At 56.1% G+C, this 17,971-nt stretch carries 16 protein-coding genes; 8 read left to right on the forward strand and 8 right to left on the reverse strand.

Going from position 1 to position 17,971, the window contains the following annotated elements:
* Positions 1-57: 57 nt before the first annotated feature.
* Positions 58-1,338 (reverse strand): glutamate-1-semialdehyde 2,1-aminomutase, encoded by a 1,281-nt coding sequence (gene hemL / locus ACHH0Z_RS11755; protein ID WP_008501925.1) that lies wholly within the window; start codon positions 1,336-1,338, stop codon positions 58-60.
* A 176-nt stretch (positions 1,339-1,514) separates the two neighbouring features.
* Between hemL and clcA the strand changes: the two genes are divergently transcribed.
* Together clcA and erpA are read left to right on the forward strand one after the other, a co-directional pair.
* The gene (clcA, locus tag ACHH0Z_RS11760) at positions 1,515-2,915 is read left to right on the forward strand and encodes a H(+)/Cl(-) exchange transporter ClcA (protein WP_008501924.1); all 1,401 of its coding nucleotides are present in this window, start codon (positions 1,515-1,517) and stop codon (positions 2,913-2,915) included.
* 79 nt (positions 2,916-2,994) lie between these two features.
* Positions 2,995-3,339 (forward strand): iron-sulfur cluster insertion protein ErpA, encoded by a 345-nt coding sequence (erpA, locus tag ACHH0Z_RS11765; protein WP_008501923.1) that lies wholly within the window; start codon positions 2,995-2,997, stop codon positions 3,337-3,339.
* 58 nt (positions 3,340-3,397) lie between these two features.
* On the opposite strand, the gene ACHH0Z_RS11770 is transcribed toward erpA, so the two are convergent.
* The 3 genes from ACHH0Z_RS11770 to mtnN are packed head-to-tail and all read right to left on the reverse strand — an operon-like array spanning position 3,398 to position 5,540.
* The gene (locus tag ACHH0Z_RS11770) at positions 3,398-4,021 is read right to left on the reverse strand and encodes a TRIC cation channel family protein (protein ID WP_008501922.1); all 624 of its coding nucleotides are present in this window, start codon (positions 4,019-4,021) and stop codon (positions 3,398-3,400) included.
* A 27-nt stretch (positions 4,022-4,048) separates the two neighbouring features.
* Positions 4,049-4,849 (reverse strand): vitamin B12 ABC transporter substrate-binding protein BtuF, encoded by an 801-nt coding sequence (gene btuF / locus ACHH0Z_RS11775; protein WP_045406453.1) that lies wholly within the window; start codon positions 4,847-4,849, stop codon positions 4,049-4,051.
* The gene (gene mtnN / locus ACHH0Z_RS11780) at positions 4,842-5,540 is read right to left on the reverse strand and encodes a 5'-methylthioadenosine/S-adenosylhomocysteine nucleosidase (RefSeq protein ID WP_008501920.1); all 699 of its coding nucleotides are present in this window, start codon (positions 5,538-5,540) and stop codon (positions 4,842-4,844) included. The genes btuF and mtnN overlap by 8 nt, the downstream gene beginning before the upstream one ends.
* Positions 5,541-5,622: 82 nt before the next feature.
* Here mtnN and dgt point away from each other — a divergent pair, with 82 nt between their 5' ends.
* The 3 genes from dgt (at position 5,623) to cdaR (ending at position 10,009) form a co-directional block, all read left to right on the forward strand.
* The gene (gene dgt, locus ACHH0Z_RS11785) at positions 5,623-7,137 is read left to right on the forward strand and encodes a dGTPase (protein WP_045406455.1); all 1,515 of its coding nucleotides are present in this window, start codon (positions 5,623-5,625) and stop codon (positions 7,135-7,137) included.
* Positions 7,138-7,267: 130 nt separating this feature from the next.
* Positions 7,268-8,704 carry a serine endoprotease DegP gene (gene degP, locus ACHH0Z_RS11790; protein ID WP_045406457.1) on the forward strand — a complete coding sequence of 479 codons (1,437 nt, stop codon included), beginning with the start codon at positions 7,268-7,270 and terminating at the stop codon, positions 8,702-8,704.
* A gap of 147 nt (positions 8,705-8,851) precedes the next feature.
* Positions 8,852-10,009, forward strand: coding sequence for a DNA-binding transcriptional regulator CdaR (cdaR, locus tag ACHH0Z_RS11795; RefSeq protein WP_045406459.1), 1,158 nt, complete (start codon positions 8,852-8,854; stop codon positions 10,007-10,009).
* Between the two features lie 89 nt (positions 10,010-10,098).
* On the opposite strand, the gene ACHH0Z_RS11800 is transcribed toward cdaR, so the two are convergent.
* The 4 genes from ACHH0Z_RS11800 to map form a co-directional block, all read right to left on the reverse strand.
* On the reverse strand, positions 10,099-10,488 hold the full coding sequence (locus ACHH0Z_RS11800; protein WP_008501916.1) for a DUF3461 family protein: 390 nt from the start codon (positions 10,486-10,488) through the stop codon (positions 10,099-10,101).
* 111 nt (positions 10,489-10,599) lie between these two features.
* Positions 10,600-11,424 carry a 2,3,4,5-tetrahydropyridine-2,6-dicarboxylate N-succinyltransferase gene (gene dapD / locus ACHH0Z_RS11805; protein ID WP_008501915.1) on the reverse strand — a complete coding sequence of 275 codons (825 nt, stop codon included), beginning with the start codon at positions 11,422-11,424 and terminating at the stop codon, positions 10,600-10,602.
* 32 nt (positions 11,425-11,456) lie between these two features.
* Positions 11,457-14,132, reverse strand: coding sequence for a bifunctional uridylyltransferase/uridylyl-removing protein GlnD (gene glnD, locus ACHH0Z_RS11810; protein ID WP_023345458.1), 2,676 nt, complete (start codon positions 14,130-14,132; stop codon positions 11,457-11,459).
* Positions 14,133-14,194: 62 nt separating this feature from the next.
* Entirely contained in the window at positions 14,195-14,989 is a 795-nt protein-coding gene (map, locus tag ACHH0Z_RS11815) for a type I methionyl aminopeptidase (protein WP_008501913.1), read from the reverse strand.
* Between the two features lie 321 nt (positions 14,990-15,310).
* Here map and rpsB point away from each other — a divergent pair, with 321 nt between their 5' ends.
* The 3 genes from rpsB (at position 15,311) to pyrH (ending at position 17,881) form a co-directional block, all read left to right on the forward strand.
* Entirely contained in the window at positions 15,311-16,036 is a 726-nt protein-coding gene (rpsB, locus tag ACHH0Z_RS11820; protein WP_003856207.1) for a 30S ribosomal protein S2, read from the forward strand.
* Between the two features lie 117 nt (positions 16,037-16,153).
* Entirely contained in the window at positions 16,154-17,005 is an 852-nt protein-coding gene (gene tsf / locus ACHH0Z_RS11825; RefSeq protein WP_014830708.1) for a translation elongation factor Ts, read from the forward strand.
* A 150-nt stretch (positions 17,006-17,155) separates the two neighbouring features.
* Positions 17,156-17,881, forward strand: a complete 726-nt coding sequence (gene pyrH, locus ACHH0Z_RS11830; protein ID WP_008501910.1) for a UMP kinase — start codon at positions 17,156-17,158, stop codon at positions 17,879-17,881.
* The last annotated feature ends 90 nt before the right edge of the window (positions 17,882-17,971 follow it).

The following is a 17,971-nucleotide window of genomic DNA, read 5'->3' on the forward strand; positions in this document are numbered from 1 at the left end:
CTGGGAGAGGGAGAACACCGTAGGCCGGGTAAGCGTTAGCGCCACCCGGCAATGCTCTTAGAGCTTCGCAAACACCTTACGCGCCGCGTCGATGGTGTTGTTGATATCTTCTTCGCTGTGCGCCACGGACATAAAGCCCGCCTCGAATGCGGACGGTGCCAGGTAGACGCCTTCTTCCAGCATCAGGTGGAAGAAGCGCTTGAAGCGTTCAACGTCGCACTTCACCACGTCCTGATAGCGGGTCACGGTTTTCGCCTCGGTGAAGAAAATCCCGAACATCCCGCCTACGTGGTTAACCACCAGCGGAATGCCGGCCTCTTCTGCCGCTTCCAGCAGGCCGTTTGCCAGCTGCGTGGTCCGGTCGGTCAGGGTTTCGTGAATACCTGGCTGCGCCACTTCGGTCAGGCAGGCAAAGCCCGCCGCCATGGCGATAGGGTTGCCGGAGAGCGTGCCCGCCTGGTAAACCGGGCCGGTTGGTGCCAGCGCTTCCATGACGTCCTTACGACCACCGAACGCGCCGACCGGCATGCCGCCGCCGATGATTTTACCCAGGCAGGTGAGGTCCGGCTCCACGCCGTAATAAGACTGGGCGCCCGCCAGCGCCACGCGGAAGCCGGTCATCACTTCGTCGATGATCAGCAGCGCGCCGAACTCATCGCACAGGGCGCGCAGGCCCGGCAGGAAGTCAGGCTGCGGTGGGATACAGTTCATGTTGCCCGCAACTGGCTCAACGATGATGCAGGCGATCTCCTGCGGATACTGCTCGAACGCCGCGCGAACGGTGTTCAGATCGTTGTAGGTACAGGTCAGGGTATGCTTCGCGAAATCCGCAGGTACGCCAGGCGAGTTTGGCTGGCCGAGCGTCAGCGCGCCGGAACCCGCTTTCACCAGCAGGCAGTCCGCGTGGCCGTGGTAGCAGCCTTCGAACTTGATGATTTTATCGCGGCCGGTAAAACCGCGCGCCAGGCGGATGGCGCTCATGGTGGCTTCGGTACCGGAGTTCACCATGCGCACCATGTCCATGGTCGGGACCAGCTCGGTGACCAGTTCCGCCATCTTCACTTCCATTTCGGTAGGCGCACCGAAGCTCAGGCCGCGCTGGGCGGCTTCAATTACCGCGTTACGAATGGCCGGATGGTTGTGCCCCAGCACCATCGGGCCCCAGGAGCCGACGTAATCGATATAGGCTTTGCCATCGACATCATACAGATACGCGCCGTCAGCACGTTCGATAAACAGCGGCGTGCCGCCCACGCCGGTAAAGGCGCGAACAGGTGAGTTCACGCCACCCGGAATAAGCTCGCGGGCTGCACTGTAGAGGTTTTCAGACTTGCTCATGGCGTCGTTCCTGGTTCGTATAAAATGATTAAGCCCACTATTCTAAGTGATTCGGGGAAGGTTATGAAATTTTTAGCCTGGTAATGCTTTAAGATTTGTTAAGTAATTTTCAGGAGACGGTGGGGCAGTCTCTGGTAAAATCCACGCGGCTTTTGTATGACGAATAAGTACAGGACATGAAATCAGATTCTCCGTCTTTTGAAGAACAACAGTTTACGCGCGCCCAGCATCGAATCAGTATTCGTCGGCTGCTCAATCGCGATAAAACGCCTCTGGCGATCCTGCTGGCCGCTGCCGTGGTGGGAACGCTCGCCGGTCTGGTGGGCGTGGCGTTTGAAAAAGCGGTTAATGCCGTGCTCAACTGGCGAGTGGGAACCGTGGCCGGTTTCGCCGACAGCCGATGGCTGGTCTGGGTTGCGGCGTTCGGGCTGTCGGCGCTGTTTGCCATGGTGGGGTATTTTCTGGTGCGTAAATTTGCGCCGGAGGCGGGCGGGTCCGGCATCCCGGAAATTGAAGGGGCGCTGGAGGAGCTGCGTCCGGTGCGCTGGTGGCGAGTCATTCCGGTGAAATTTATCGGCGGCATGGGTACGCTGGGCGCGGGGATGGTTCTTGGCCGGGAAGGACCCACGGTTCAGCTGGGCGGGAACGTCGGCCGCATGGTGGGCGATCTGTTTCGGATGCGCAGCGCCGAAGCGCGCCATACGCTGCTGGCTACCGGTGCGGCGGCGGGGCTATCGGCGGCCTTTAACGCGCCGCTGGCGGGCATTTTGTTTATCATCGAAGAGATGCGCGCGCAGTTTCGCTACAACCTGATCTCCATTAAAGCGGTGTTTACCGGCGTCATTATGTCGAGCATCGTGTTTCGCCTCTTTAATGGCGAAGGGGCGGTCATTGAGGTGGGTAAACTGACCAACGCGCCGGTTAACACCCTGTGGCTTTACCTGATCCTCGGCATGATTTTTGGCGTGGTGGGACCGCTGTTTAACACCTTTATCCTGCGCGCTCAGGATATGTTCCAGCGTATTCACGGTGGGAATACGACTAAATGGGTGCTGATGGGCGGCCTGCTTGGCGGAATCTGTGGCGTGCTCGGGTTTATCGAGCCAAATGCCGCGGGCGGCGGCTTCGGGCTGATCCCGATTGCGGCGGCGGGGAACTTCAGCGTGGGTCTGCTGCTGTTTATGTTTATCTCCCGCGTCATCACCACGGTATTGTGTTTTTCCTCCGGCGCGCCCGGCGGGATATTCGCCCCGATGCTGGCACTGGGAACCTTGTTGGGCACCGCGTTTGGTATGGCGGCTCAAGCGGGCTTTCCCGCCTATCACCTTGATGCAGGGACCTTTGCGGTAGCCGGAATGGGGGCGCTGCTGGCCGCCTCCCTGCGCGCGCCGTTGACCGGGATCGTGCTGGTGCTGGAGATGACGGACAATTACCAGCTCATTTTGCCAATGATCATTACCTGTCTCGGGGCGACACTATTAGCCCAGTTCCTGGGTGGAAAACCGCTATACTCCACCATCCTCGCGCGTACCCTGGCAAAACAAGAGGCGGAGCGGGCCGCCGCGCAGAATACTTGAATGAATTACCAGGGTATTAGATAATGACGAAAAGAATTGGGTGAATTTTACCCAATAGTAGTATTCATGGGAGCATAAGATGAGTGATGACGTAGCTGTGCCGCTGGAATTTACCGAAGCAGCAGCCAACAAAGTGAAAACCCTGATTGCCGACGAAGACAATCCGGATCTGAAACTGCGTGTCTATATTACCGGTGGCGGCTGCAGCGGCTTCCAGTACGGTTTTACTTTTGACGATCAGGTTAACGATGGCGATATGACCATTGAGAAACAGGGCGTCGCGCTGGTGGTTGACCCGATGAGCCTGCAGTATCTGGTAGGTGGTTCTGTCGACTACACCGAAGGTCTGGAAGGTTCACGCTTTGTGGTCACCAACCCGAACGCAACAAGCACCTGCGGGTGTGGGTCTTCGTTCAGCATTTAAGCCTGAATGCGGATTGTAGGCCCGGTAAGCGAAGCGCCACCGGGCTTATAAACGACGCCTATCTTGAAGTTTCATCCAGCGCAAACGTCGGCAGCTTCAGGTGCCAGCGTATCGCCGCTAAACGTATCGCCAGCGTCACGATCATCCCCAGCATCGCGGCGTTTTCCAGCGGAATGGCAAAGGTGTAATACGCGGTCGCGTGGACAATGCCGCCCGCAATACAGGCCGTTGCGTAAATTTCAGTACGCAGGATCATCGGCACCTCACGTGCCAGAATGTCGCGAATGATCCCGCCGCCCACGCCGGTTAACACGCCCATGCAGATCGCCACCATCGGACCGGTGCCCGCATTAAACGCCTTATTGACGCCAATACCGACAAACACGGCCAGACCGACGGCATCCAGTACCGGCAATATCCATTTTGGTAATCGACGGGGCTGGCGAACCAGCACAATGGTTAATAAACAGGTGACCATCGCGACCACCAGGTCGGTCGGATCTTTCACCCAAAACACCGGGCCATTGGCCAGCGCCATATCGCGGATTGTCCCGCCGCCCACGGCGGTCACCACGCCCAGCACCAGCACGCCAAACGGATCCATGCGTAGTTTTCCGGCGAGCAGGACGCCGGAGATAGCAAAAACGGCTGTGCCAAGAATATCCAGCCAATAAACGAGCATCGTTAAATCCTCGAAAAGGGTCTTATGTTAGTGACTCTCTGCCAGCGCGGCACAGAGCTGTTTTGCGGCGAGGATAATACGCGGGCTGGCGCGTTCAAACCAGTCGCTGTTGAGGGGTATTACCGGTATTTTTAGCTGCTTTTGCCAGAATTGCTCGATTTTGGGAATTTCGCTCGCATTTCCGACCACCACGATGGCCTGTGGCTGGCGCGCCAGAACCTGCTCACGGCTTACCTGAGGCCACGGTACCCGGCTGGCTGCAAAGATGTTTTCACCGCCACAGACTTCCAGTACCTGATTCTGAATCGACCCTTTACCGGTGGTGAACAGCGGCTGGCTGCCAAACTGCAGGAAGATGCGCTTTTTAACAGGGGTATCGTATCGGGATTTCAGCGCGGCATAGTCGCTGAGCATCAGTTTCGCTGCAGCCTCGGCTTTTTTGGGCGTAGGGCTATAGGGTGCCAGGGCCTGTAGCGCCTGAGCGACCTGCTCAATGCTGACGGCATCAATCCACATGACCTTGATGCCAAGGGAGGTAAGCTGGTTGACCTGCCGCTCGGCGTTTCCGCCGCGCCAGGCCAGCACGAGATCCGGTTTCAGCGCCACGATGCGCTCAAGGTTCATCCCTTGCCAGGTTGCCACCTGTTCAATGCCCGCAGCCTGTGGGGGATAATCCGAAAAGCTGCTCACGCCAACGGGCGTGATCCCGGCGGCAAACGCCAGTTCGGTATTGGCGGGAGAGAGGGTAATCACACGCGGCGCGGCAAAAAGCCACGCCGGTGCGAGCAGAAGCAGGGCGGCCAGCGCCCTGAGGGGATGTTTAGCCACGTGCCAGGTTCTGCACCAGGCGTTCCACCATCACGGTGGACTGTTTTGCCGCAACGGTCAGGAACTCGTCGAAGCTGATGTGGGACTGCTGATCTGCTACGTCAGAGATGGCGCGAACCACTACAAACGGTACGTTGAAATTATGGCAAACGTGCGCGATCGCGGTCGCTTCCATCTCAACGGCCACCGCCTGAGGGAAGTTATGACGGATTTTCGCCAGGCCAACGGAGCCGTTGATGAACGCATCACCGCTGACAATCAGACCGCGTACCGCGTTGAGGTTGAGCTCCGCAATGCAGGTCTCTGCCGCCGCAATCAGTTTGTCGTCCGCTTTAAACCCTGCCGGGCAGCCCGGAAGCTGGCCGTACTCGTAGCCGAACGCGGTGACATCCGCATCGTGATAGCGCGCTTCGTCGGAAACAACGATGTCACCCACTTTCAGCGTCGGCGCCAGGCCGCCCGCAGAGCCGGTATTCACGATCACGTCCGGCTTGCAGCGCTCAAGCAGCAGGGTGGCACCCAGCGCCGCAGCGACTTTACCGATGCCTGATTTCAGCAGAGCCACGTCAACACCGTTTAGCTGACCGGTATAGATCTCACAACCCCCCAGAGAGAGGGTCTGACGGTTCTCAATTTTGTCACGCAGAAGCGTAACTTCTTCTTCCATTGCACCAATAATGCCGATTTTCATAGATTTACTCGCGATGTGCCTTGTTAAGATGCATAGTCTATCATGCGGTTAAGGGGAAACGCATTCTCACGCGGGGGAGCACATGTCACCAATCGATTTTCGCACCAAAATTAACTGGCACCGACGTTTCCGTTCGCCGCAGGGCGACAAGAGCGAACATGAGATCCTGCGTATCTTCGAAAGCGATCGCGGGCGGATCATTAACTCGCCCGCCATCCGCCGTCTGCAGCAAAAGACCCAGGTCTTTCCGCTGGAGCGTAACGCCGCGGTGCGCACGCGCTTAACCCACTCCATGGAGGTGCAGCAGGTCGGGCGCTACATCGCCAAAGAGATTTTAAGCCGTCTCAAAGAGCAGCGCTTACTGGAAACCTATGGTCTGGACGAGCTGACGGGGCCTTTTGAGAGCATCGTTGAGATGGCCTGCCTGATGCATGACATCGGCAACCCGCCTTTCGGTCACTTTGGAGAGGCGGCTATCAATGACTGGTTTAAGCAACGGCTTTACCCTTCGGATGCGGTAAGCCAGCCGCTGAGCGACGACCGCTGCATCGTACGCGATTTACGCCTGCGTGAAGGTGAAGAGGGGCTGAACGATCTGCGCCGCAAGGTGCGCCAGGACCTCTGTCACTTTGAGGGTAACGCGCAGGGGATCCGGCTGGTGCATTCCCTGATGCGTATGAACCTGACCTGGGCGCAGGTCGGCTGCATTCTTAAATATACGCGCCCCGCGTGGTGGATGGGGGAGACGCCCGCGTCCCACAGTTATTTAATGAAAAAACCGGGCTATTATCTTTCCGAAGAGGCTTATATTGAACGGTTACGTAAAGAACTTTCATTGACGCCAAACGGCCGTTTTCCATTGACCTGGATTATGGAAGCCGCCGATGATATTTCCTATTGCGTGGCCGATCTGGAAGACGCCGTTGAGAAAAGAATTTTCAGCGTCGAGGAGCTTTATCAGCATCTTTATACGGCCTGGGGCACCCATGAAAAAGGCTCGCTGTTTGCGCAGGTTGTCGAAAATGCCTGGGAAAAATCACGCTCAAATACATTAAGCCGCAGTACGGAAGACCAGTTCTTTATGTATTTGCGGGTCAATACATTAAATAAGCTGGTGCCGTACGCGGCGTCACGCTTTATTGATAATTTGCCGCTGATTTTCAACGGAGAATTCAACCACGCCCTGCTGGAAGATGACAGCAGTTTCAGCCAGCTCCTCGAGCTTTATAAACATGTGGCGATGCGGCATGTATTCAGCCATCCGGATGTCGAACAGTTAGAGCTGCAGGGATATAGGGTGATCAGTGGGTTACTGGAAATTTATGCTCCGCTGCTCCAGCTGTCGGTCGACGAATTCAGCGAGCTGGTAGAACACGAGCGCGTGCGCCGTATTCCCATTGAATCACGACTTTATCAAAAACTTTCTACCCGACACCGTCTGGCGTATGTCGAAGCGATTGGCAAGCTGGATCGCCAGTCACCGCAGTGGCCAGTGATGGAATATTATTACCGCTGCCGTCTTATCCAGGACTATATCAGCGGCATGACGGATTTGTATGCCTGGGATGAATATCGCAAGCTGATGGCGGTGGAATAACCCGGAGTTTTGTAAAGACGGCCAATAAATTTTTACCTTTTCCATAAACTTATCGCCGGAACTAAGCGGTATAAAACGAATCTGAGTTACACAGCAATTTTGCGTTACTTGTAAATCGAGATTGAGAAACATGAAAAAAACCACATTAGCAATGAGTGCACTGGCTCTGAGTTTAGGTTTAGCGCTGTCTCCTCTGACTGCTACTGCAGCCGAGACCGCGTCGGCGGCAGCAACCGCGCAGCAGATGCCAAGCCTGGCACCGATGCTCGAAAAAGTGATGCCATCGGTGGTGAGTATTAACGTTGAGGGTAGCACGACCGTCAATACGCCGCGCATGCCGCGTAACTTCCAGCAGTTCTTCGGCGACAACTCGCCGTTCTGCCAGGACGGTTCGCCATTCCAGAGCTCTCCGTTCTGTCAGGGCGGTAGCGCAGGGGATGACAGCCAGGGCGGCGGCCAGCAACAGAAATTCATGGCGCTTGGCTCGGGGGTAATCATTGATGCAGCGAAAGGCTATGTCGTCACCAACAACCACGTTGTTGATAACGCGAGCAGCATTAAGGTTCAGCTGAGCGATGGCCGTAAGTTTGACGCCAAAGTGGTCGGCAAAGATCCGCGCTCCGACATCGCGCTGATCCAGATTCAGGATCCGAAAAACCTGACGGCGATTAAAATTGCCGACTCCGACGCGCTGCGCGTGGGTGACTATACCGTGGCGATCGGTAACCCGTTCGGTCTGGGTGAAACCGTGACCTCGGGTATCGTCTCTGCACTGGGCCGCAGCGGCCTCAATGCCGAAAACTATGAAAACTTCATCCAGACGGATGCAGCGATCAACCGCGGTAACTCCGGCGGCGCGCTGGTGAACCTGAACGGCGAGCTGATCGGTATCAACACCGCGATCCTGGCACCGGACGGCGGCAACATCGGGATCGGCTTTGCTATCCCAAGTAACATGGTGAAAAACCTGACCGCGCAGATGGTGCAGTATGGCCAGGTGAAACGCGGTGAGCTGGGTATCCTGGGTACGGAACTGAACTCCGAACTGGCTAAGGCAATGAAAGTTGACGCCCAGCGCGGGGCATTCGTCAGCCAGGTGATGCCGAACTCCTCTGCCGCGAAAGCGGGCATTAAAGCGGGGGATGTGATCACCTCCCTGAACGGTAAACCGATCAGCAGCTTTGCTGCCCTGCGTGCGGAAGTCGGCTCTATGCCTATCGGCAGCAAAGTGACCCTTGGTCTGCTGCGCGACGGCAAGGCGGTTAACGTCAGCCTGGAGCTGCAGCAGAGCAGCCAGAATCAGGTGGACTCCAGCACCATCTTCAGCGGGATTGAAGGTGCCGAGATGAGCAACAAAGGCGCAGATAAAGGCGTAGTGGTGAATAACGTGAAGGCGAATTCACCGGCAGCCCGTATCGGCCTGAAAAAAGGCGATGTGATCATGGGCGCTAACCAGCAGCCGGTGAAAAACATCGCTGAACTGCGTAAGATCCTCGACAGCAAACCTTCCGTGCTGGCGCTCAATATCCAGCGTGGTGACACCTCTATTTACCTGCTGATGCAGTAATCCTCTGAAGCCCCTGTTCGCAGGGGCTTTCCTCGTTTCTGTGACCTTTCACACAAGTCCACACTTCTTCCTCTCTCTTTGTGCATCTGCACAATGCAGGCGTCGCTGAACTTCCCTATGCTTGAGCTCTGCTCACGGGAGGGTTCTATGGCTGGCTGGCATCTTGATACCAAAATGGCGCAGGATATTGTGGCGCGCACCATGCGCATCATTGATACCAATATCAACGTAATGGATGCCCGCGGGCGCATTATTGGCAGTGGCGATCGCGAGCGTATTGGGGAATTGCACGAAGGCGCGCTGCTGGTGCTCTCCCAGGGGCGCGTGGTCGATATCGACGATGCGGTAGCGAAACACCTGCACGGCGTCCGTCAGGGCATCAATTTACCGCTGCGCCTTGAAGGCGAGATTGTGGGGGTCATCGGCCTCACCGGCGAGCCTGAGTCACTGCGAAAATACGGTGAGCTGGTCTGCATGACGGCGGAGATGATGCTGGAGCAGTCGCGGCTGATGCACCTGCTGGCTCAGGACAGCCGCCTGCGCGAAGAGCTGGTGATGAACCTTATTCAGGCAGAGGAGCATACGCCTGCGCTCAGTGAATGGGCCCAGCGTCTGGGGATCGATCTGAACCAGCCGCGCGTGGTGGCGGTCATTGAGGTTGACAGCGGCCAGCTGGGCGTAGACAGCGCGATGGTCGAGCTGCAGCAGCTGCAAAATGCACTGGCGACGCCGGAGCGCGATAACCTGGTGGCGATCGTCTCTCTGACGGAGATGGTGGTGCTCAAACCGGCGCTCAATGCGTTTGGCCGCTGGGATGCGGACGATCATCGCCGTCGCGTGGAGCAGTTAATTTCCCGTATGAAAGAGAATGGTCAGCTGCGTTTTCGCGTTGCGCTGGGCAACTACTTTACCGGTCCGGGCAGTATCGCCCGCTCCTGGCGAACCGCGCGCACCACCATGATGGTGGGTAAGCAGCGAATGCCGGAAAGCCGCAGCTATTTCTATCAGGACCTGATGCTGCCGGTGCTGCTCGACAGCCTGCGCGGGGGCTGGCAGGCCAATGAGCTTGCGCGGCCACTGGCGCGCCTGAAAGCCATGGACAATAACGGCCTGCTGCGCCGGACGCTGCAGGCGTGGTTCCGTCATAACGTGCAGCCGCTGGCGACGTCAAAAGCGCTGTTTATCCACCGCAATACCCTGGAGTATCGGTTAAATCGAATTTCAGAGCTGACGGGGTTAGATCTGGGAAATTTCGATGACAGGCTGCTGCTGTATGTGGCGCTGCAGTTGGATGAACAGAGATGATGCTGTTTGCCTGGGGGCGGCTTCGCCTTACCCGGCCTACATGCGTTCGTAGGCCCGGTAAGCGAAGCGCCACCGGGCAATAAAACGGCTTATTTGTTGCGGGTTAACTTCTCAAGATCCGCTTCAATCTCGCTGATCTTATTGGTAACAACGCTTTCAAGGTGACGCAGATCGTCAAGGATCTTGCGCTTGAGATCGACTTCGGTGCGGTCGCGCTGGCAGATCTGATCGAGTTCATCGATCACATAGCGCAGGTTAGGGCTGATTTCCTGTACTTCTTTGTATCCCTGTCCTACACCGTCAGCAACGACGGTCTTACGCTGGCGTGGGTATTTAAACTTCACGCTTTTGGCGAAAAACTCTCCTTTGTCCTTGTGAAAATAGATTTTCAAAATATCGTTATTGGCTTCCTGGCGGAGGCTGTAACGATCAATTTCATCAGGATTGGTAATGCCCAGACTTTTCAGATTATCGTACATAGCGGTACCCTTGATCTCAACATAACCTTTGAATAATTAACGAAAAAATCTATTTTCGCCACCCTCAGATATAAAAAAAGCGGGGTTGCCCCCGCTTTTTGTTATACCCGATTAATCGATGGTGCGCAGCAATTCGTTGATGCCCACTTTACCGCGCGTTTTCGCATCCACTTTCTTCACGATAACCGCACAGTACAGGCTGTATTTGCCATCTTTTGACGGCAGGTTGCCGGAAACCACCACGGAGCCCGCCGGAACGCGACCGTAATGCACTTCACCGGTTTCACGGTCGTAAATACGGGTGCTCTGGCCGATGTAAACGCCCATGGAGATCACGGAACCTTCTTCCACGATCACGCCTTCCACCACTTCTGAACGCGCGCCGATGAAGCAGTTATCTTCGATGATGGTTGGGTTAGCCTGCAGTGGTTCCAGAACACCGCCGATGCCCACGCCGCCGGACAGGTGAACGTTTTTCCCGATCTGTGCGCAGGAACCAACCGTTGCCCACGTATCCACCATGGTGCCTTCATCAACGTAGGCACCGATGTTCACGTAGGATGGCATCAGCACGGTGTTGCGTGCGATGAAGGCACCCTGACGCACCGCCGCAGGCGGCACCACGCGGAAACCTTCTTTCTGGAAACGCGCTTCGTCGTAGTCAGCGAACTTCATTGGCACTTTATCGAAGTAGCGGCTTTCTGCTCCGTCGATAACCTGGTTATCGTTGATGCGGAAAGAGAGCAGCACGGCTTTCTTCAGCCATTGATGAGTGACCCACTGACCGTCGATTTTTTCTGCCACGCGCAGTGCGCCGGAATCCAGCAGGGAAATCACCTGGTTTACCGCTTCACGGGTCACGGTATCCACATTTGCCGGGGTAATCTCGGCGCGACGCTCAAAAGCGGACTCAATAACGTTCTGTAACTGCTGCATTGTTTACTCTTTCCATTTCACTAAAAAACATATCACCCTTTATCGTTTGGATTGAGGGCTGCTGTCAACCGTTGTTGCACTTCAAGCTGCAGGTCATTATTAAGGGCACGCCGGTCGGCGGTGGCGATTATAAATAAATCTTCTACTCGCTCGCCAATCGTTGTAATTCGGGCCCCATGAAGCGAAATTCCCAGATCGGCAAAAACCTGGCCGACGCGGGCGAGCAGCCCTGGCTGGTCGAGCGCGATCAGCTCCAGGAACGATTTACGATCGGTGTGGGTCGGCAGGAAATTGACCTCGGTATCCACGGTAAAGTGGCGCAATTTTGCCGGCTGGCGACGCGGCTGCGGGGGCTGCCAGCTGCGCTGGGTAATCGCCTGCTCCAGACCAAAACGTATCCCTTCATGCCTGTCCGACGACAGCGGGCTGCCGTCCGGCTCCAGCACGATAAAGGTGTCCATGGCCATGCCGTCGCGGGTGGTGAAAATCTGGGCGTCGTGCACGCTCAGGTTACGCCTGTCCAGCTCGGCGCAGACCGCAGCAAACAGATAAGGGCGGTCCGGGCTCCAGATGAAAATCTCGGTCCCGCCGCGGGTGGCCTGTGGACTTAGCAGGATCATCGGCTGCGACAGATCGTGCTTCAGCAGATGCCGCGCGTGCCACGCCAGCTGGTTCGGGCTGTGGCGGACAAAATAGTTGGCGCGGCAGCGGGCCCAAATCTGATGTAGCGCCTCTTCATCAATGTTATCCATCCGCAGCAGCGCCAGCGCCTGCAGCTGGTGGTGACGCACGCGCTCGCGCATGTCTGGCGTGTTCTGCATTCCGCGACGCAGCTGTTTCTCCGTAGCGAAGTACAGCTCGCGCAGCAGGCTCTGCTTCCAGCTGTTCCACAGGGTCTCGTTGGTGGCGCAGATATCGGCGACCGTCAGGCAGACCAGATAGCGCAGGCGGTTTTCCGTCTGAACCTCTTCCGCGAACTGCTTAATGACTTCCGGATCCTGAATGTCCCGACGCTGGGCGGTGACCGACATCAGCAGGTGATGGCGCACCAGCCAGGCCACCAGCTGCGTTTCACGCGAGTTGAGGCCGTGCAGCTCGGCAAATTTCAGCACGTCCTGCGCGCCGAGCACCGAGTGATCGCCGCCGCGGCCTTTGGCGATGTCGTGGAACAGGGCGGCAATCAGGATCAGCTCCGGATGGGTCAGACGCGGCCACAGCTCGACGCACAGCGGGTGGCGGGAGCGCGTCTCTTCTTTCGCGAAGCTTTCCAGCTTGAGCATCACGCGGATCGTGTGTTCATCCACCGTGTAGGCGTGGAACAGATCGAACTGCATCTGCCCGACGATGTGAGACCACTGCGGCATATAGGCCCACAGCACGCTGTGACGGTGCATAGGCAGCAGACCGCGGCTGACGGCACCCGGGTGGCGGAGCATGCTCAGGAACAGCGAGCGTGCTTCCGGGATATAGCATAGCGGCTGCGTCAGATGGCGGCGCGCGTGGCGCAGATGGCGCAGGGTGGTGGAGTAGATCCCGGTGATGGTGCTGTTGCGCACCATGGTATAGAACATCCGCAGAATCGCTTCCGGCTCGCGGATGAACAGCGTTTCGTCGCGCAGATCGATAAGCGTGCCGCGCAGCTGGAATTCGTCATCAATCGGGCGCGGCTTTTCGTCGGCCGTCAGGGCCAGAATGGCCTCGTCGAACAGCTGCAACAGCATCTGGTTCAGCTCGGTGACCCGGCGGGTGACGCGGAAGAAATCCTTCATCATCTGCTCAACCGGCTCGTTACCTTCCCCCTGGTAATTCAGGCGCTGCGCCACGCTGAGCTGGCGGTCAAACAGCAGACGGTTATCGTAGCGGGTGACTTCCAGATGCAGGGCAAAGCGGATGCGCCAGAGCAGGTGCAGACACTCGTTAAGCTCGTTACGCTCCGCCTCGGTTAAAAAGCCGAAGCCAACCATCTCGTCCAGCGAGGTGGCGCCGAAATGGCGACGGGCGACCCACTGTAACGTGTGGATGTCGCGCAGGCCGCCGGGGCTGCTTTTAATGTCCGGCTCAAGGTTATAGCTGGTGCCGTGGTAGCGCTGGTGGCGCTGGTTTTGCTCCTCGACCTTCGCGGCGAAGAACTTTTCTGACGGCCAGAAGCCGTCGCTGAAGATGTGTTTTTGCAGCTCCAGGAATAGCGCGACGTCGCCAATCAGCAGACGGGTTTCAATCAGGTTGGTGGCAACGGTCAGGTCCGATAGCCCTTCCAGCAGACACTCTTCCAGGGTGCGAACGCTGTGGCCGACTTCCAGCTTCACGTCCCAGAGCAGGGTCAGAAGCTCGCCGATTTTTTGCGCCTGTTCGTCCGGCAGCTTTTTGCGGCTCAGGATCAGGAGATCGATATCGGAAAGCGGATGCAGCTCACCGCGGCCATAGCCCCCGACGGCAACCAGTGCGACGTCGCTAACCTGCCCGAAACCGTAGTCTATCCACAGACGCTGCAGGAGCTGGTCGATAAACTCGGTGCGCGCCTCAATGAGCTGCTCGGCAGATACGCCTGCATCGAACGCGCTACCCAGCCAGCGATGGAAAACATCCATATGGGCTTTAATATGCGCGCAGGTCAGCTCGTGCGGCGGCCAGACGCCCGGGTTATCGGGCTGGTCGGGGAGGGTGGGAAGGGCTGTGTTAGCATACTGTTCGGGTAAAAGATTACTCATCGTGCGCCACCCATAAGAAAAAGCTATCGCCATTAAAAAAGCCGGCATTTGCCGGCTTCTTATCACTCAATGTTCGTCAGTATCGCCGGGATGGTGTCATCCTTGCGCAACGTCATAATTTCGCAGCCGTTGTCTGTTACCACAATAGTATGCTCGTACTGGGCAGACAAGCTTCTGTCTTTGGTTTTCACCGTCCAGCCGTCTTTCATGGTGCGGATGCGGTAGTCACCGGCGTTGACCATTGGCTCGATGGTGAAGGTCATGCCCTTTTGCAGCACAACGCCGCCGTCGTCTGCATCGTAGTGCAGAACCTGCGGCTCTTCATGGAAGACGCGGCCAATACCGTGACCGCAGTATTCGCGCACCACGGAGAACCCTTCCGCTTCCACAAATTTCTGAATTGCGGCGCCGATAGTACGCAGGCGAATACCCGGCTTCACCATTTTCAGCGCCAGGTAGAGGCTGTCCTGGGTGACTTTGCACAGGCGCTCGCCCAGGATGGTCGGCTTGCCAACGATGAACATTTTTGAGGTGTCACCGTGGTACTCGTCTTTAATGACGGTCACGTCGATGTTGACGATATCGCCGTCTTTCAGCAGTTTTTCATCGTCAGGAATGCCGTGGCACACCACTTCATTAATAGAGATGCAGACGGATTTCGGGAAACCGTGGTAGCCGAGGCAGGCGGAAACCGCGTGCTGCTCGTTCACGATATAGTCGTTACAGATGCGGTCCAGTTCACCCGTGCTGACGCCCGGCTTCACGAACGGCTCGATCATTTCCAGCACTTCCGCGGCCAGACGACCAGCGACGCGCATCTTTTCAATTTCTTCAGGTGTCTTAATAGAGATAGCCATGTAATCTGTCCATCGGTGTCGATTTTTTCGACAATACTAGTCTAAGTGTCGTCAATGGTATCAGTCAGGCACGCTCCGTGCCAAATTGAGAATCATTAACAGCACACTCCGCCAACAACTGTTGGTTTCTGGTCGTGTTTTGTGGTATAAAGCGCGCCGGACTTCCGATCCATCTCAGATACACAGGCTGGACGGGAGCGACAAATCTCACTTTGTGTAACAACACACACGTATCGGCACATATTCCGGGGTGCCCTTCGGGGTCGGTAATATGGGATACGTGGAGGCATAACCCCAACTTTCAATATAGAGGTTTTAAACATGGCAACTGTTTCCATGCGCGACATGCTCAAGGCTGGTGTTCACTTTGGTCACCAGACCCGTTACTGGAACCCGAAAATGAAGCCTTTCATCTTCGGCGCACGTAACAAAGTTCACATCATCAACCTTGAGAAAACTGTACCAATGTTCAACGAAGCCCTGGCTGAGCTGAACAAGATCTCTTCCCGTAAAGGTAAGATTCTGTTCGTTGGTACTAAGCGCGCTGCAAGCGAAGCTGTGAAAGATGCTGCTAACAGCTGCGACCAGTTCTTCGTGAACCATCGCTGGTTGGGCGGCATGCTGACCAACTGGAAAACTGTTCGTCAGTCCATCAAGCGCCTGAAAGATCTGGAAACCCAGTCTCAGGACGGTACTTTCGACAAGCTGACTAAGAAAGAAGCGCTGATGCGCACTCGTGAACTGGACAAGCTGGAAAACAGCCTGGGCGGTATCAAAGATATGGGCGGCCTGCCAGACGCGCTGTTCGTAATCGATGCAGACCACGAGCACATCGCTATCAAAGAAGCTAACAACCTGGGTATCCCGGTATTCGCTATCGTTGATACCAACTCCGATCCGGACGGTGTTGACTTCGTTATCCCGGGTAACGACGACGCAATCCGTGCTGTTAGCCTGTACCTGAGCGCTGTAGCTGCTACCGTTCGTGAAGGCCGTTCCCAGGATCTGGCTTCTCAGGCGGAAGAAAGCTTCGTAGAAGCTGAATAATAAGGTTTTACCCCTTATTAGTACCGTGTATGAATAGGGGCCCATTACCGGCCCCTTTTTTCAATTTACACTGTTTGGCCCCCGGCCGGGCAGTTCACATCTCCCGAGGATTTAAGAATGGCTGAAATTACCGCATCCCTGGTAAAAGAGCTGCGCGAGCGTACTGGCGCAGGCATGATGGATTGCAAAAAAGCGCTGACTGAAGCGAACGGCGACATCGAGCTGGCAATCGAAAACATGCGTAAATCCGGTGCGATCAAAGCAGCTAAAAAAGCAGGCAACGTTGCTGCTGACGGCGTGATCATCACTAAGATCGACGGCACCTACGGCATCATTCTGGAAGTTAACTGCCAGACTGACTTCGTTGCTAAAGATGGTGGTTTCCAGGCATTTGCTAACAAAGTTCTGGACGCAGCGGTTGCTGGCAAAATCACTGACGTTGAAGTTCTGAAAGCACAGTTCGAAGAAGAGCGTGTTGCGCTGGTTGCTAAAATCGGTGAGAACATCAACATCCGTCGCGTTGCTTCTCTGGAAGGCGACGTTCTGGGTTCATACCAGCACGGTGCTCGTATCGGTGTTCTGGTTGCGGCTAAAGGCGCTGACGAAGAGCTGGTTAAACAGCTGGCAATGCACATCGCTGCAAGCAAACCAGAATTCGTTAAGCCAGAAGACGTGTCTGCTGAAGTGGTAGAGAAAGAGTACCAGGTTCAGCTGGACATCGCGATGCAGTCTGGTAAACCAAAAGAAATCGCAGAGAAAATGGTTGAAGGCCGCATGAAGAAATTCACCGGCGAAGTTTCTCTGACTGGCCAGCCATTCGTAATGGACCCAAGCAAATCTGTTGCTCAGCTGCTGAAAGAGCACAACGCTGACGTAACTGGCTTCATCCGCTTCGAAGTGGGCGAAGGCATCGAGAAAGTTGAGACTGACTTCGCAGCAGAAGTTGCTGCAATGTCCAAGCAGTCTTAATGATTGAAAAGGAGCCGCCTGAGGGCGGCTTCTTTTTGTCACCCGTCACAGGAAATCAGACAGGCTCCAGTATCGCTGTACTGATTTGCGGCATATCATGTCGCCAGAATTAACCCCCATCTTAATCGTTGACAGTCTCAGGAAAGAAACATGGCTACCAATGCAAAACCCGTGTACAAACGCATTCTGCTTAAGCTGAGTGGCGAAGCGCTGCAGGGATCGGAAGGCTTCGGTATTGACGCAAGCATCCTTGATCGCATGGCACAGGAAATCAAAGAACTGGTCGAACTGGGCATCCAGGTTGGCGTGGTCATTGGCGGTGGCAACCTTTTCCGTGGTGCTGGTCTGGCGAAAGCGGGGATGAACCGCGTTGTGGGCGACCACATGGGTATGCTGGCAACCGTGATGAATGGCCTGGCGATGCGTGATGCGCTCCATCGCGCCTATGTGAACGCCCGCCTGATGTCCGCGATCCCCCTGAATGGCGTATGCGATAATTACAGCTGGGCAGAAGCTATCAGCCTGCTGCGCAACAACCGCGTGGTGATCCTCTCCGCCGGTACGGGTAACCCGTTCTTTACGACCGATTCCGCTGCCTGCCTGCGCGGTATCGAGATCGAAGCTGATGTGGTACTGAAAGCGACTAAAGTCGATGGCGTGTTTACTGCCGACCCGGCAAAAGATCCTTCTGCCACCATGTACGATCAGCTGAGCTACAGCGAAGTGCTGGATAAAGAGCTGAAAGTGATGGATCTTGCCGCCTTCACGCTGGCTCGCGACCACAAATTGCCAATTCGTGTCTTCAACATGAACAAACCTGGCGCACTGCGTCGCGTGGTCATGGGCGAAAAAGAAGGCACTTTGATCACGGAATAATTTCCGTTGACGATAAATACAGGTAAGATTCCGCTTTATTTTGTAGTGGTATCTTACCCGGGCGCGCCTTTGGCGTTGTCATGAATTAAA

This window comes from Enterobacter cloacae complex sp. 2024EL-00227, assembly GCF_043945315.1.
GTDB classification, from domain to species: domain Bacteria; phylum Pseudomonadota; class Gammaproteobacteria; order Enterobacterales; family Enterobacteriaceae; genus Enterobacter; species Enterobacter roggenkampii.